This is a genomic window from Streptomyces sp. NPDC049879, assembly GCF_044461265.1.
In the GTDB taxonomy this organism is placed as follows: Bacteria; Actinomycetota; Actinomycetes; order Streptomycetales; family Streptomycetaceae; genus Streptomyces.
In genome coordinates, this window is sequence record NZ_JBITKT010000005.1 from 369,401 (window position 1) to 384,757 (window position 15,357).

Below are 15,357 nucleotides of genomic sequence, written 5' to 3' on the forward strand. Positions count from 1 at the left end.
GCGGTACCGGGGCCCCTGGGTGGAGCTGGTGAAGCTGTCAGGTCACTTGATGATCTTGGTGACCTGGCCGGCGCCCACAGTCCGGCCACCCTCACGGATGGCGAACTTCAGGCCCTCCTCCATGGCGATGGGCTGGATCAGCTCGACGCGCATCTCGGTGTTGTCGCCCGGCATGACCATCTCGGTGCCCTCGGGGAGGTGCACCACACCGGTCACGTCGGTGGTACGGAAGTAGAACTGCGGGCGGTAGTTGTTGAAGAACGGGGTGTGGCGGCCACCCTCGTCCTTCGACAGGATGTACGCCTGCGCCTCGAAGTCCGTGTGCGGCGTGACCGAACCCGGCTTGATGATGACCTGGCCGCGCTCGACGTCCTCGCGCTTGATGCCGCGGAGCAGCAGACCGACGTTCTCACCCGCGCGACCCTCGTCGAGGAGCTTGCGGAACATCTCGATGCCGGTCACCGTGGTGGTGGCCTTCTCGGTCTTGATGCCGATGATGTCGACGGTCTCGTTGACCTTGAGGACACCGCGCTCGATGCGGCCGGTCACGACGGTGCCGCGGCCGGTGATCGTGAAGACGTCCTCGATCGGCATCAGGAACGGCTTGTCGATGTCACGCTCGGGCTGCGGGATCGCGTCGTCCACGGCCTGCATGAGCTCCAGGACGCTCTTGGCCCACTCCGGGTCGCCCTCCAGCGCCTTCAGCGCGGAGACCTTCACGACGGGGACGTCGTCGCCCGGGAACTCGTACTCCGTGAGCAGCTCACGGACCTCGAGCTCGACGAGCTCCATGATCTCCTCGTCGTCCACCATGTCGGCCTTGTTCAGCGCGACGACGATGTACGGGACGCCGACCTGGCGGGCCAGGAGCACGTGCTCCTTGGTCTGCGGCATGGGGCCGTCGGTGGCGGCGACCACGAGGATGGCGCCGTCCATCTGCGCGGCACCGGTGATCATGTTCTTGATGTAGTCCGCGTGACCCGGGCAGTCAACGTGAGCGTAGTGACGGTTCTCCGTCTGGTACTCGACGTGCGCGATGGAGATGGTGATACCGCGCTGACGCTCTTCGGGAGCCTTGTCAATGTTCTCGAACGCGAAGCTCTCGTTCACGTCCGGGTACGCGTCGTGCAGCACCTTGGTGATCGCCGCGGTAAGAGTCGTCTTGCCGTGGTCGATGTGACCGATGGTGCCAATGTTGACGTGCGGCTTAGTCCGCTCGAACTTCGCCTTCGCCACTGGGGTCCTCCTGTGGACTGATGCTGTACGCCCCCCGCACTGCGCGGGAGGTTTTCAGAAATGTCGACCGAATCGGCCAGGACCCCGAGGGGGATGCCCTTGACCGCTTCGCTGATGGGCTGGGCGGCCGGGGGCACGAGGCCCCCGGACACCCTCTGGCTCCAGCCTACGGGCTTACTCGCCCTTGGCCTTCGCGATGATCTCCTCGGCGACGCTCCGGGGAACCTCGCCGTAGGAGTCGAACTGCATGCTGTAGCTCGCGCGACCCGAGGTCTTGGAGCGGAGGTCACCGACGTAACCGAACATCTCCGACAGCGGGACCAGCGCCTTGACGACCTTGGCACCGCTGCGGTCCTCCATGGCCTGGATCTGGCCACGGCGGGAGTTGATGTCACCGATCACATCGCCCATGTAGTCCTCGGGCGTGGTGACCTCGACGGCCATCAGCGGTTCCAGCAGGACCGGTCCGGCCTTGCGAGCGGCTTCCTTGAACGCCATGGAACCGGCGATCTTGAAGGCCATCTCGGAGGAGTCGACGTCATGGTACGCGCCGTCGAGCAGGGTCACCTTGACACCGGTCAGCGGGTAGCCGGCGAGCACGCCGAACTCCATCGCCTCCTGGCAGCCCGCGTCCACCGAGGGGATGTACTCCTTGGGGATGCGGCCACCGGTGACCTTGTTCTCGAACTCGTACCCGTCGCCTTCCAGCGGCGCCAGGGCGATCTGCACCTTGGCGAACTGCCCGGAACCGCCGGTCTGCTTCTTGTGCGTGTAGTCGAGCCGGTCGACCGACTTGCGCAGCGTCTCGCGGTACGCGACCTGCGGCTTGCCGACGTTCGCCTCGACCTTGAACTCACGCTTCATCCGGTCGACCAGGATGTCGAGGTGAAGCTCGCCCATGCCCGCGATGATGGTCTGACCGGTCTCCTGGTCGGCCTTCACCTGGAAGGACGGGTCCTCCTCGGCGAGACGCTGGATGGCGACACCCAGCTTCTCCTGGTCGCCCTTGGACTTGGGCTCGATCGCGACCTCGATGACCGGGGCCGGGAAGTCCATCGACTCCAGGATCACCGGGTTGGCCGGGTCGGCCAGGGTCTCGCCGGTCGTGGTCTGCTTCAGACCCATGACGGCGACGATGTCGCCGGCGCCGACGCGGTCGATCTCCTCACGCTTGTTCGCGTGCATCCGGTAGATCTTGCCGATGCGTTCCTTCTTCTCCTTCACGGAGTTCTGCACCTGCGCGCCCGCCTGGAGCACGCCGGAGTAGATCCGGATGAAGGTCAGCTTGCCCAGGTGGGGGTCGCTGGCGATCTTGAACGCGAGAGCCGCGAGCGGCTCGTCCTCGGACGGCTTGCGCGCGATGACCTGCTCGGGGTCACGCGGCGAGGTGCCCTCCACGGCCTCGACGTCCAGCGGCGACGGCAGGTACCGCACGACCGCGTCGAGCAGGGGCTGCACGCCCTTGTTCTTGAACGCGGTGCCGCAGAACACCGGGGTGATCGTGGTGTCGCCGGTCCCGGTGGAGGCCAGGGTGACGCGGCGGATCGCCGCGATGAGCTGCTCCTGGGAAGGCTCCTCGCCCTCCAGGTACTGCTCCATGACCTCCTCGTCGTTCTCGGCGACGGCCTCGACGAGCTTGGTGTGCCACTCCTCGGCCTGCTCACGCAGGTCCTCGGGGATCTCCACGACGTCGTACATCTCGCCGAGCTTGGTCTCCTCGGACCAGACGAGGGCCTTCATCCGGACGAGGTCCACCACGCCCTTGAATCCGGCCTCGGCGCCGATCGGCAGCTGCATGACCAGCGGGGTGGCCTTCAGCCGGTCGACGATCATGTCGACGCAGCGGAAGAAGTCCGCGCCCGTGCGGTCCAGCTTGTTCACGAAGCAGATACGCGGCACACCGTAGCGGTCGGCCTGACGCCACACCGTCTCGGACTGCGGCTCGACACCGGCGACACCGTCGAACACCGTGACGGCACCGTCGAGGACACGGAGCGAACGCTCGACCTCGACCGTGAAGTCGACGTGACCGGGGGTGTCGATGATGTTGATGGTGTTGTCGACGTCGTCCAGGACCCAGTGACAGGTGACCGCGGCGGACGTGATCGTGATGCCGCGCTCCTGCTCCTGCTCCATCCAGTCCGTCGTGGCGGCGCCGTCGTGGACTTCACCGATCTTGTAGCTCATGCCGGTGTAGTACAGGATGCGCTCGGTGGTCGTCGTCTTGCCCGCGTCGATGTGGGCCATGATCCCGATGTTGCGGACCTTGGCCAAGTCAAGTGAAGTGGTAGCCATATGGCTTCAGTCTTCTCTCGGTCTCGATGGGGGCGCGACTACCAGCGGTAGTGCGCGAAGGCCTTGTTGGATTCGGCCATCTTGTGGGTGTCCTCGCGCTTCTTGACGGAGGCACCCAGCCCGTTCGACGCGTCGAGCAGCTCGTTCATCAGCCGCTCGGTCATCGTCTTCTCGCGACGGGCGCGCGAGTAGCCCACCAGCCAGCGCAGGGCCAGGGTGGAGGAGCGACCGGGCTTGACCTCGATCGGCACCTGGTAGGTGGCGCCACCGACGCGGCGGGACTTCACCTCGATCGTCGGCTTGACGTTCTCCAGGGCGCGCTTGAGGGTGATGACCGGGTCGTTGCCGGTCTTGTCCCGCAGGCCTTCCATGGCGCCGTAGACGATGCGCTCGGCGGTGGAGCGCTTGCCGTTCAGCAGCACCTTGTTGATCAGCGACGTCACCAGAGGGGAGCCGTAGACCGGGTCGATGTGAACCGGACGCTTCGGGGCAGGGCCCTTACGAGGCATGCTTACTTCTCCTTCTTGGCGCCGTAACGGCTGCGGGCCTGCTTGCGGTTCTTGACACCCTGGGTGTCGAGCGAACCGCGGATGATCTTGTAGCGAACACCCGGCAGGTCCTTCACACGGCCACCGCGCACGAGCACGATGGAGTGCTCCTGAAGGTTGTGGTTCTCGCCCGGGATGTAAGCCGTGACCTCGATGCCGTTGCTCAGTCGCACACGGGCGACCTTGCGCAGCGCCGAGTTCGGCTTCTTCGGGGTGGTCGTGAACACACGCGTGCAGACACCGCGGCGCTGGGGCGAGCCCTCGAGCGCGGGTGTCTTGTTCTTCTCGACCTTGTCCTGCCGGCCCTTCCGGACCAGCTGCTGGATCGTTGGCACCGTATCTCCGGTTTCTCTGTGCCGATCTCGATAAAGCTAACCTGGGCCACTCCCCGACCCACGCGGTCGGGTGTGTCGGAGAGACTGCGGGTGTCCGAACTCCTCGCGGAGCGGGAGGGACGCAGATCCCGGAGTCCATGCGGCAGGAAAAAGCGCAGGGAACACCCCAGGCACAAGGTCAGAGGGTACCTACCCCGGGGGCTGCGGTCAAAATGATTGGCTGCGCACGCACAATGACCCCATGGACACGCGTGGGGACACAGGAGGGGCCGCCGCGGGCAGCACCACAGCCGGTGGCGAGCGTACCGAAAGAACCGACGGGACCGACAGTCCCGACAGCGCCGGGCGTGCGGGCGGCGAGGAGGGAGGCGGGGCCGGGGACAGAGCGGAAGGCCAGGACGACGCCGGGGACATATCCCCTGATGGGGACGGTGCGGACACCTCCGCACCCGGCCCGGCGGACGCCACGGCGGGGAGTGGCACCGCCACGGAACGCGCCCAGGCCGCGGAGGCCGAGGGGGACGACGCGGGAGGCGGCGGCGGGGAGGGCGGCACGAGGACGCCACCGCGCCGCAGGCGCCGCTGGCCGCTGGTGGTGGCCGCCCTCCTGGCCCTGGTGACCGGCGCCACAGGCGCCGCGGCCGCCTGGCTGTGGTGGGAGACCGACGAGGCGCTCGACTCCATCGAGCGCATCCCCGACGCCCTGCCGACACACCTCCCGGCCAGCGCCCAGCCGCCCCGCGTCGAGGGCGACGCGCAGGTCTACCTGCTGATCGGCGTGGACGACGACCAGGCCCCCGACCCGGGCGAGCGGTGGCAGGCGGGCGTGGCCCGCAGCGACACGATGATGCTCACCCAGATATCCGCCGACCGCGAGACCGTCTCCGTCGTCTCGCTCCCCCGCGACACGTGGACCGAGATCCCCGGCGCCGGGGAGGCCAAGCTGAACGCGGCCTACTCCTGGGGCGGCCCCGCCCTGCTGGTGGAGACGGTGCAGAACCTCACGGGCGTACGCGTCGACCACGTCGCGATCATCGACTGGTCGGGCTTCCGCGCGTTCACCGACGCCGTCGGCGGCGTGACCGTGGACGGCGAGCGCATGGACGGCCGCGAGGCCCTCGACTACGTCAGGGAGCGCAAGTCGCTGCCCGGCGGCGACTTCGACCGCACCAGGCGCCAGCAGAACTTCCTGCGGGCCCTGCTCGACCAGACCGCCGGCTCCGGCACGCTCACCGACCCCGGCCGCCTGACCGGGCTGCTCGGCACCGTCGGCGACGTCGTCAGCGTCGACGACCAGCTCAGCAACGGCGACCTGCGCTCCCTCGCCTGGGACCTGCGCGGCATCAGGGGGGACGAGGTCAACTTCATGAACGCCCCCGTCGCCGGCACCGACCGCCGCCGCGGCCAGTCGGTCGTGCTCCTCGACGACGAGGCGGCGGCGCCCCTGTGGGAGGCCATGCGCGACGACGCCATGGCGGAGTTCCTCACCACCGACGAGGCCCCCGAACAGCTGGGCGACGAGGTGCGCTGACCGCGCCCGCCCGCCCGTACGGATCCCTCCCGTACGCGCCACCACCCGCCCGCACACACGCCCGCGGGCCCGCCACGGGCGGCGATGATGCCGCCCGGACGGGCCCGCGTACTGCTGCTCGCTTCGAGGATCAGCCCTGGTAGGGGCCGTAGTCGTAGTCCTCCAGCGGAACGGCCTGGCCGGAGCCGGTACCGAAGGGCGAGTAGTCGATGTCGTCGTACCCGACGGCCGAGTACATCGCGGCCTTCGCCTCCTCGGTGGGCTCCACCCGGATGTTGCGGTAGCGGGACAGGCCCGTACCGGCCGGGATCAGCTTGCCGATGATCACGTTCTCCTTGAGGCCGATCAGGGAGTCCGACTTGGCGTTGATCGCCGCGTCGGTGAGCACCCGGGTCGTCTCCTGGAAGGACGCCGCCGACAGCCACGACTCGGTGGCCAGCGACGCCTTGGTGATGCCCATCAGCTGCGGACGGCCGGAGGCGGGGTGGCCGCCCTCGGCGACGACGCGCCGGTTCTCGCTCTCGAACTTCGAGCGCTCCACCAGCTCGCCCGGCAGCAGCTCCGCGTCGCCCGACTCGATGATCGTCACCCGGCGCAGCATCTGCCGGACGATGATCTCGATGTGCTTGTCGTGGATCGCGACACCCTGGGAGTTGTAGACCTTCTGGACCTCGCCCACCAGGTAGATCTGCACGGCGCGCTGGCCGAGGATGCGCAGGACGTCGTGCGGGTTCGCCGCGCCGACGGTCAGCGGCTGGCCGACCGTGACGTGCTCGCCCTCGCCGACCAGCAGACGGGACCGCTTGGAGACCGCGTAGGAGGTCTCGTCCGACCCGTCGTCCGGGGTGACGACGACCTTCTTCGTCTTCTCGGTCTCCTCGATCCGCACGCGGCCCGCCGACTCGGAGATCGGCGCGACGCCCTTGGGCTGCCTGGCCTCGAACAGCTCGACCACACGCGGCAGACCCTGCGTGATGTCCTCACCGGCGACACCGCCGGTGTGGAACGTGCGCATCGTCAGCTGCGTGCCGGGCTCACCGATGGACTGGGCCGCGATGATGCCGACGGCCTCGCCGATGTCCACGAGCTTGCCGGTGGCCAGCGACCTGCCGTAGCACATGGCGCAGGTGCCGACGGCCGACTCGCAGGTCAGGACCGAGCGGGTCTTGACCGTCTCGACGCCGTGGCCGACCAGCTCGTCGATGAGCACGTCGCCCAGGTCGGTCCCGGCCGGGGCCAGCACCTTCCCGTCCACGACGATGTCCTCGGCGAGACAGCGGGCGTAGACGCTGCTCTCGACGTCCTCCGCCTTGCGCAGCACGCCGTCGGGACCCTTGGCCGCGATGCTCAGCTTCAGGCCGCGCTCGGTGCCGCAGTCCTCCTCGCGGATGATCACGTCCTGGGAGACGTCCACCAGACGGCGGGTGAGGTACCCGGAGTCGGCGGTCCGCAGGGCGGTGTCGGCGAGGCCCTTGCGGGCGCCGTGCGTGGAGATGAAGTACTCCAGCACGGACAGGCCCTCGCGGAACGACGCCTTGATCGGCCGCGGGATGGTCTCGTTCTTCGCGTTCGAGACGAGGCCGCGCATACCCGCGATCTGACGCATCTGCATCATGTTTCCGCGGGCGCCCGAGTCGACCATCATGAAGATCGGGTTGATCTTCGGGAAGTTCTCGCTCATGGCCTCGGCGACCTCGTTCGTCGCCTTGGTCCAGATCGCGATCAGTTCCTGCGTGCGCTCGTCCTTGGTGATGAGGCCGCGCTCGTACTGCTTCTGGACCTTCTCGTCCTGCGCCTCGTAGTCGGCCAGGATCTGCTTCTTGACCGGGGGCACGACGATGTCGGAGACCGCGACGGTGACGCCCGAGCGCGTGGCCCAGAAGTAACCGGAGGACTTCAGGTTGTCCAGCGTGGCGGCGACGATCACCTTGGGGTAGCGCTCGGCGAGGTCGTTGACGATCTGCGAGAGCTGCTTCTTGCCGACGGACTGGTCGATGAACGGGTAGTCCTCCGGCAGCAGCTCGTTGAAGAGCGCCCGGCCCAGCGTGGTGCGCATCCGGAAGCTGTCGCCCTGCTGCCACTCCTCGGACCCGTCGCCCTCGGCGGGCGCGGGCGGGGTCCAGCCGCGGGGCGGCACGGAGCCCACCGGGAAGCGGATGTCGATCTTCGCCTGGAGCGACAGCTCCCCGGCGTCGAACGCCATGATCGCCTCGGCGGTGGAGGCGAACGACCTGCCCTCGCCCTTGACCTCGCGCTCCTCCTCGTCCGTGGTGAGGAAGAAGAGGCCGAGCACCATGTCCTGGGTGGGCATGGTCACCGGGCGGCCGTCGGCCGGCTTGAGGATGTTGTTCGAGGACAGCATCAGGATGCGGGCCTCGGCCTGCGCCTCCGCGGACAGCGGCAGGTGCACGGCCATCTGGTCGCCGTCGAAGTCCGCGTTGAACGCGGTGCAGACGAGCGGGTGGATCTGGATGGCCTTGCCCTCGACCAGCTGCGGCTCGAAGGCCTGGATGCCGAGGCGGTGCAGGGTCGGGGCGCGGTTCAGCAGCACCGGGTGCTCGGCGATGACCTCTTCGAGGACGTCGTACACCACGGTGCGCTGGCGCTCGACCATGCGCTTGGCCGACTTGATGTTCTGCGCGTGGTTCAGGTCCACCAGGCGCTTCATCACGAACGGCTTGAACAGCTCCAGCGCCATCGCCTTCGGCAGACCGCACTGGTGCAGCTTCAGCTGCGGACCGACGACGATCACGGAACGCGCGGAGTAGTCCACGCGCTTGCCGAGCAGGTTCTGGCGGAAGCGGCCCTGCTTGCCCTTGAGCATGTCGGACAGCGACTTCAGCGGGCGGTTGCCGGGACCGGTGACCGGACGGCCGCGCCGGCCGTTGTCGAACAGCGCGTCCACGGCCTCCTGGAGCATCCGCTTCTCGTTGTTCACGATGATCTCGGGGGCACCGAGGTCGAGCAGGCGCTTGAGGCGGTTGTTCCGGTTGATGACGCGGCGGTACAGGTCGTTCAGGTCGGAGGTCGCGAAGCGGCCACCGTCCAGCTGCACCATCGGCCGCAGGTCCGGCGGGATCACCGGGACGCAGTCGAGGACCATGCCGCGCGGGCTGTTGGAGGTCTGCAGGAACGGCGAGACGACCTTGAGCCGCTTCAGGGCGCGGGTCTTCTTCTGGCCCTTGCCGGTGCGGATGATCTCCCGCAGCCGCTCGGCCTCCTCCTCCAGGTCGAAGGTCTCCAGCCGCTTCTGCAGCGCGGCGGCGCCCATCGAGCCGTCGAAGTAGGTCCCGAAGCGGTCGCGCAGCTCGCGGTAGAGCAGCTCGTCGCCCTCCAGGTCCTGGACCTTGAGGTTCTTGAAGCGGGCCCAGACCTCGTCCAGACGGTCCAGCTCGCGCTGCGCGCGGTCGCGCAGCTGCTTCATCTCGCGCTCGGCGCCCTCGCGCACCTTGCGGCGCACGTCGGCCTTGGCGCCCTCGGCCTCCAGCTCGGCGAGGTCCGACTCCTGCTTCTTGGCGCGGGCCTCCAGGTCGGCGTCGCGGCGCTGCTCGACCTGCTGGCGCTCGACGGAGATCTGGGCCTCCAGCGACGGCAGGTCGCGCGTACGGCGCTCCTCGTCCACGTACGTGATCATGTACGCGGCGAAGTAGATGACCTTCTCCAGGTCCTTCGGCGCGAGGTCGAGCAGGTAGCCCAGGCGCGACGGGACGCCCTTGAAGTACCAGATGTGGGTGACGGGGGCGGCCAGTTCGATGTGGCCCATCCGCTCACGGCGCACCTTGGCGCGGGTCACCTCGACGCCGCAGCGCTCACAGATGATGCCCTTGAAGCGGACGCGCTTGTACTTGCCGCAGTAGCACTCCCAGTCCCGGGTGGGGCCGAAGATCTTCTCGCAGAAGAGGCCGTCCTTCTCGGGCTTGAGGGTGCGGTAGTTGATGGTCTCCGGCTTCTTGACCTCACCGTGGGACCACTGACGGATGTCGTCAGCGGTGGCGAGGCCGATCCGCAGCTCGTCGAAGAAGTTGACGTCGAGCACTCTCGTCAATCCCTCTCAGGGTCGTGTGTGGTGGTCTGATCGGGGTCGGGGGGCTGGGCCGGGGGCGGCGTGGTGACGCCGCTCCCGGCCGGACCCGTCAGACCTCTTCGACGCTGCTCGGCTCGCGCCGGGACAGGTCGATGCCGAGCTCCTCCGCGGCGCGGAAGACGTCCTCGTCGGTGTCGCGCATCTCGATGGACATGCCGTCGCTGGACAGCACCTCCACGTTGAGGCAGAGCGACTGCATCTCCTTGATGAGCACCTTGAAGGACTCCGGGATGCCGGGCTCGGGGATGTTCTCGCCCTTGACGATGGCCTCGTAGACCTTGACGCGGCCGGTGACGTCGTCGGACTTGATGGTGAGCAGCTCCTGGAGCGCGTAGGCCGCGCCGTACGCCTCCAGCGCCCACACCTCCATCTCGCCGAAGCGCTGGCCACCGAACTGCGCCTTACCACCGAGCGGCTGCTGGGTGATCATGGAGTACGGGCCGGTCGAGCGGGCGTGCAGCTTGTCGTCGACCAGGTGGTGCAGCTTCAGGATGTACATGTAGCCGACGGAGATCGGGTCCGGGAACGGCTCCCCGGACCGGCCGTCGTACAGCCGGGCCTTGCCGGAGGGCAGGACCAGGCGGTCGCCGTCGCGGTTGGGGATGGTGGACTCGAACAGGCCCGCCAGCTCGTCCTCGCGCGCGCCGTCGAACACCGGGGTGGCGACGTTGGTGCCGGGCGCGACCTCGTCGGCGCCGATGGCCGCGAGCCGCTCCTTCCACTCCGCGTCGGTCCCCTCGACCTTCCAGCCCTGCGAGGCGAGCCACCCGAGGTGGATCTCCAGCACCTGGCCGGGGTTCATGCGGGACGGGACGCCCAGCGGGTTGAGGATGATGTCCACCGGGGTGCCGTCCTCCATGAACGGCATGTCCTCGACGGGCAGGATCTTCGAGATGACGCCCTTGTTGCCGTGGCGGCCGGCGAGCTTGTCGCCGTCGGTGATCTTCCGCTTCTGGGCCACGTAGACGCGGACCAGCTGGTTGACGCCGGGCGGCAGCTCGTCGCCCTCCTCGCGATCGAAGACGCGCACGCCGATGACCTTGCCGGTCTCGCCGTGCGGCACCTTCAGGGAGGTGTCACGGACCTCGCGGGCCTTCTCGCCGAAGATCGCGCGCAGCAGGCGCTCCTCCGGGGTCAGCTCGGTCTCGCCCTTCGGGGTGACCTTGCCGACCAGGATGTCCCCGGCCTCGACCTCGGCGCCGATGCGGATGATGCCGCGGTCGTCGAGGTCGGCGAGGACCTCCTCGGAGACGTTCGGGATGTCCCGGGTGATCTCCTCGGGGCCCAGCTTGGTGTCGCGGGCGTCGACCTCGTGCTCCTCGATGTGGATCGAGGAGAGGACGTCGTCCTGCACCAGGCGCTGGCTGAGGATGATCGCGTCCTCGTAGTTGTAGCCCTCCCACGGCATGAACGCGACCAGCAGGTTCTTGCCGAGCGCCATCTCGCCGCTCTCGGTGGACGGGCCGTCGGCGATCACCTGGCCGGTGATGACGCGGTCGCCCTCCTCGACCAGGACCTTCTGGTTGAAGGAGGTGCCCTGGTTGGAGCGGTGGAACTTCGCCAGCCGGTGCGTGACGTGCGTGCCGTCGTCGTACTGGATGGAGATGTAGTCGGCGGAGACGTCGGTGATGACGCCGTCCCGCTCGGCCTTGATGACGTCGCCCGCGTCCACGGCGGAGCGGTACTCCATGCCGGTGCCGACGAGCGGCGACTCGGCCTGGATCAGCGGCACGGCCTGGCGCATCATGTTCGAGCCCATGAGCGCGCGGTTGGCGTCGTCGTGCTCCAGGAACGGGATCATGGCGGTCGCGACCGACACCATCTGGCGCGGCGAGACGTCCATGTAGTCCACGTCGGTGCCGGCGACGTAGTCGACCTCGCCGCCGCGGATGCGGACCAGGACGCGGGCCTCGGCGAAGCGGTAGTCGTCGGTCAGGCGGGCGTTCGCCTGCGCGATGACGTACCGGTCCTCCTCGTCCGCGGTCAGGTAGTCCACCGCGTCGGTGACGACGCCCTCGGTCACCCGGCGGTAGGGCGTCTCGACGAAGCCGAACGCGTTGACCCGGCCGAAGGCGGCGAGCGAGCCGATCAGACCGATGTTCGGACCCTCGGGGGTCTCGATCGGACACATGCGCCCGTAGTGCGAGGGGTGCACGTCACGGACCTCCAGGCCGGCCCGCTCGCGGCTGAGGCCGCCGGGGCCCAGCGCCGACAGGCGGCGCTTGTGGGTCAGCCCGGAGAGCGGGTTCGTCTGGTCCATGAACTGCGACAGCTGGCTGGTGCCGAAGAACTCCTTGATGGAGGCGACGACCGGCCGGATGTTGATCAGGGTCTGGGGCGTGATCGCCTCGACGTCCTGGGTGGTCATGCGCTCGCGGACGACGCGCTCCATGCGCGCGAGGCCGGTGCGGACCTGGTTCTGGATCAGCTCGCCGACGTTGCGCAGGCGGCGGTTGCCGAAGTGGTCGATGTCGTCGGTCTCGACGACGATCGTCCGGCCGTTCGGCGTGGCCGTCTCGGTCTCACCGGCGTGCAGGCGGACCAGGTACTTGATGGTGGCGACGATGTCCTCGACCGTCAGCACACCGGCGTCGAGCGGCTCGTCCCCGCCCAGCTTCTTGTTGATCTTGTAGCGGCCGACCTTGGCCAGGTCGTAGCGCTTGGGGTTGAAGTACAGGTTCTCCAGCAGCGTCTGCGCGGCCTCGCGGGTCGGCGGCTCGCCCGGCCGGAGCTTGCGGTAGATGTCGAGCAGCGCGTCGTCCTGCCCCTGGGTGTGGTCCTTCTCCAGGGTGGCGCGCATGGACTCGTAGTCGCCGAACTCCTCCAGGATCTGGTCGGAGGTCCAGCCGAGGGCCTTCAGCAGCACGGTGACGGACTGCTTGCGCTTGCGGTCGATGCGGACGCCGACCATGTCGCGCTTGTCGATCTCCATCTCCAGCCAGGCACCCCGGGACGGGATGATCTTGGCCGAGAAGAGGTCCTTGTCGGACGTCTTGTCGATGCTGCTGTCGAAGTAGACGCCCGGGGAACGGACGAGCTGCGAGACGACGACGCGCTCGGTACCGTTGATGCAGAAGGTGCCCTTGTCGGTCATGAGCGGGAAGTCGCCCATGAAGACCGTCTGGGACTTGATCTCACCGGTCTCGTTGTTCGTGAACTCGGCGGTGACGAAGAGCGGCGCCGCGTACGTGAAGTCGCGCTCCTTGCACTCGTCGATGGAGTTCTTCGGCGGCTCGAACCGGTGGTCCCGGAAAGTCAGGGACATGGACCCGGAGAAGTCCTCGATCGGGGAGATCTCCTCGAAGATCTCCTCCAGACCTGACTTCCTGGGTACGTCCTGTCCACTGTCCAGCGCAGCCTCGACGCGGGCCTTCCAGGCGTCGTTGCCGAGGAGCCAGTCGAAGCTCTCGGTCTGGAGCGCAAGGAGGTTCGGAACCTCAAGGGGTTCCTTGATCTTCGCAAAAGAGACACGCAGGGGTGCGGTGCTGGTGCCGTTGTTCGTACTGTTGGTCGAGGCGTTGCGCGAGGCGGCCAAGAGGGGGTCCTTCCGAGGGCTCGGACTCTCTGCGCGCGTACCCGCCCCCCTGGTGACGGGCAGGAGGCAGCTAGGCAGCGCAAAGGGTCAGTGTAGCCACAAGACCCACTGATGTCCAACGCCACTATCGACCATCGAGGAGCCACCCTCGGTGTACTCGTTCCGTGCCTCTCGCGATCCACGCCCGGCCGCCTCGTAGCCGGCTGCGGATCTTCCGTCTGACCGCATCACTTCCCACTCCGCCGAGCATCCATGCCTCGGTTCATGGACGGATCTGGCGGCGCGCCCTGAGAATCGCGCGCCCGGTGCGGTTCGTCAAGGCCCCTGGGAACCGAAGATCACCATACCTGGCCATCCCGTGGGGGCAAGGAGGCGGCCACCACAACGCCCAGGGGCGACCACCCGACTGGGTGATCGCCCCTGGGAAGGACCCGCGTGACCTGCGGCGGAGGCCGCGGTCAGCGGGTGGAGATCACTTGACCTCGACGCCGGCGCCGGCGGCCTCGAGCGACTCCTTGGCCTTCTCCGCGGCCTCCTTGTTGACCTTCTCCAGGACGGGCTTCGGGGCGCCGTCCACGAGCTCCTTGGCCTCCTTCAGACCCAGCGAGGTCAGCTCGCGCACGACCTTGATGACCTGGATCTTCTTGTCGCCCGCACCGGTGAGGATGACGTCGAACTCGTCCTTCTCCGGCTCGGCCTCGGCGGCACCGGCGCCACCACCCTGCGCGGGCAGGGCGAACGCGGCCGGGGCGGCGGCCTCGACGTCGAACTTCTCCTCGAACTTCTTCACGAAGTCCGAGAGCTCCAGCAGGGTCATGTCCGCGAACTGCTCGAGCAGCTCGTCCTGGCTCAGCTTCGCCATGATGGCGGTCCTTCCATGTCAAACGGGTCAATCGGCAGGTGCCGGGTGAACATCCGGGGTGTTGCGGGCGGGCGTATGCCTACTCGGCGGGAGCAGGCTCGCCGGCACCGCCCTTTTCGACCTTCTCGCGCAGCGCGTCCGCGGTGCGGACCAGCTTCGTGAGCGGGGCCTGGAAGGTCGCCGCGGCCTTGGCCATGGACGCCTTCATGCCACCGGCCAGCTTGGCCAGCAGCACCTCGCGGGACTCGAGGTCCGCGAGCTTCACGATCTCCGCCGCGCTCAGGGTGCGGCCTTCGAGGACGCCCCCCTTGATGACGAGCGCGGGGTTCTCCTTGGCGAAGTCACGCAGACCCTTCGCCGTCTCGACCGGGTCGCCGGTGATAAAGGCGACGGCGGTCGAGCCCTTGAAGAACTCGTCGAGCCCGGTGACCCCGGCCTCGTTGGCGGCGATCTTGCTCAGCGTGTTCTTCGCCACACGGTACTGGGCGTTCTCACCGAGGGAACGGCGCAGCTGCTTGAGCTGGGCCACGGTGAGGCCGGTGTACGCGGTGACGACGGCCGCGCTGGAGTTCTCGAAATCTTGCTTGATCTCCGCGACTGCCGCGACCTTGTCGGTACTCGCCATAACCTCGGCCCTCCTTCCGGGACTTTCCGGGTGATTCGCAACCGCACGGAAGGGAGCCGGAGAAAACGGAAACGCCCCGGGCGCGGGCGCTCGGGGCGGACGGGGCCGCGGCTCACACGGGTCCGGGAGGAACACACCGGACGGCCGTTGAACACACGGGACGTCGTACACGATCACCTGCGCGGGCCGCCCGCATCTAGCGGTTCCTTCGGCCACCGCGAGCCCCTCGGGGACGCACGGCGACAACCAGCGGTCTTTGGCTTCGTGAGCGAGGGTACGGGACGCGCCGCGCGGCAGGCAAATCGG

Annotated in this window: 9 protein-coding genes; 1 reads left to right on the forward strand and 8 read right to left on the reverse strand. The window is 68.1% G+C overall.

The window, feature by feature from the left end; genetic code table 11:
- Positions 1-42 precede the first annotated feature (42 nt).
- The 4 genes from tuf to rpsL form a co-directional block, all read right to left on the reverse strand.
- Complete coding sequence (gene tuf / locus ACIBPC_RS19785) at positions 43-1,236, reverse strand: elongation factor Tu (protein WP_362962001.1); 1,194 nt, start codon at positions 1,234-1,236, stop codon at positions 43-45.
- Positions 1,237-1,410: 174 nt separating this feature from the next.
- Positions 1,411-3,531: an elongation factor G gene (gene fusA, locus ACIBPC_RS19790; protein WP_398846331.1), complete on the reverse strand. Its 2,121-nt coding sequence runs from the start codon at positions 3,529-3,531 to the stop codon at positions 1,411-1,413.
- A 38-nt stretch (positions 3,532-3,569) separates the two neighbouring features.
- On the reverse strand, positions 3,570-4,040 hold the full coding sequence (rpsG, locus tag ACIBPC_RS19795) for a 30S ribosomal protein S7 (protein WP_052849178.1): 471 nt from the start codon (positions 4,038-4,040) through the stop codon (positions 3,570-3,572).
- A gap of 2 nt (positions 4,041-4,042) precedes the next feature.
- Positions 4,043-4,414, reverse strand: coding sequence for a 30S ribosomal protein S12 (rpsL, locus tag ACIBPC_RS19800; protein WP_049572471.1), 372 nt, complete (start codon positions 4,412-4,414; stop codon positions 4,043-4,045).
- A 241-nt stretch (positions 4,415-4,655) separates the two neighbouring features.
- Between rpsL and ACIBPC_RS19805 the strand changes: the two genes are divergently transcribed.
- The gene (locus ACIBPC_RS19805) at positions 4,656-5,945 is read left to right on the forward strand and encodes an LCP family protein (protein ID WP_398846334.1); all 1,290 of its coding nucleotides are present in this window, start codon (positions 4,656-4,658) and stop codon (positions 5,943-5,945) included.
- Between the two features lie 130 nt (positions 5,946-6,075).
- Here the strand turns inward: ACIBPC_RS19805 and ACIBPC_RS19810 are convergent, their stop codons facing one another.
- The 4 genes from ACIBPC_RS19810 to rplJ all read right to left on the reverse strand — a co-directional run bounded on the left by ACIBPC_RS19810 (position 6,076) and on the right by rplJ (position 15,051).
- Positions 6,076-9,981, reverse strand: coding sequence for a DNA-directed RNA polymerase subunit beta' (locus tag ACIBPC_RS19810; protein WP_362962007.1), 3,906 nt, complete (start codon positions 9,979-9,981; stop codon positions 6,076-6,078).
- A gap of 97 nt (positions 9,982-10,078) precedes the next feature.
- Entirely contained in the window at positions 10,079-13,564 is a 3,486-nt protein-coding gene (gene rpoB / locus ACIBPC_RS19815; RefSeq protein ID WP_362962009.1) for a DNA-directed RNA polymerase subunit beta, read from the reverse strand.
- 472 nt (positions 13,565-14,036) lie between these two features.
- Complete coding sequence (gene rplL / locus ACIBPC_RS19820) at positions 14,037-14,426, reverse strand: 50S ribosomal protein L7/L12 (protein ID WP_362962011.1); 390 nt, start codon at positions 14,424-14,426, stop codon at positions 14,037-14,039.
- 79 nt (positions 14,427-14,505) lie between these two features.
- The gene (gene rplJ / locus ACIBPC_RS19825; protein WP_362962013.1) at positions 14,506-15,051 is read right to left on the reverse strand and encodes a 50S ribosomal protein L10; all 546 of its coding nucleotides are present in this window, start codon (positions 15,049-15,051) and stop codon (positions 14,506-14,508) included.
- Between the last annotated feature and the right edge of the window lie 306 nt (positions 15,052-15,357).

Bases quoted from the DNA above. Each gene is read 5' to 3' on its own strand.
- fusA (WP_398846331.1), bottom strand. From the start codon at position 3,531: ATGGCTACCACTTCACTTGACTTGGCCAAGGTCCGCAACATCGGGATC.
- rpsG (WP_052849178.1), bottom strand. From the start codon at position 4,040: ATGCCTCGTAAGGGCCCTGCCCCGAAGCGTCCGGTTCACATCGACCCG.
- ACIBPC_RS19805 (WP_398846334.1), top strand. From the start codon at position 4,656: ATGGACACGCGTGGGGACACAGGAGGGGCCGCCGCGGGCAGCACCACA.
- rplL (WP_362962011.1), bottom strand. From the start codon at position 14,426: ATGGCGAAGCTGAGCCAGGACGAGCTGCTCGAGCAGTTCGCGGACATG.
- rplJ (WP_362962013.1), bottom strand. From the start codon at position 15,051: ATGGCGAGTACCGACAAGGTCGCGGCAGTCGCGGAGATCAAGCAAGAT.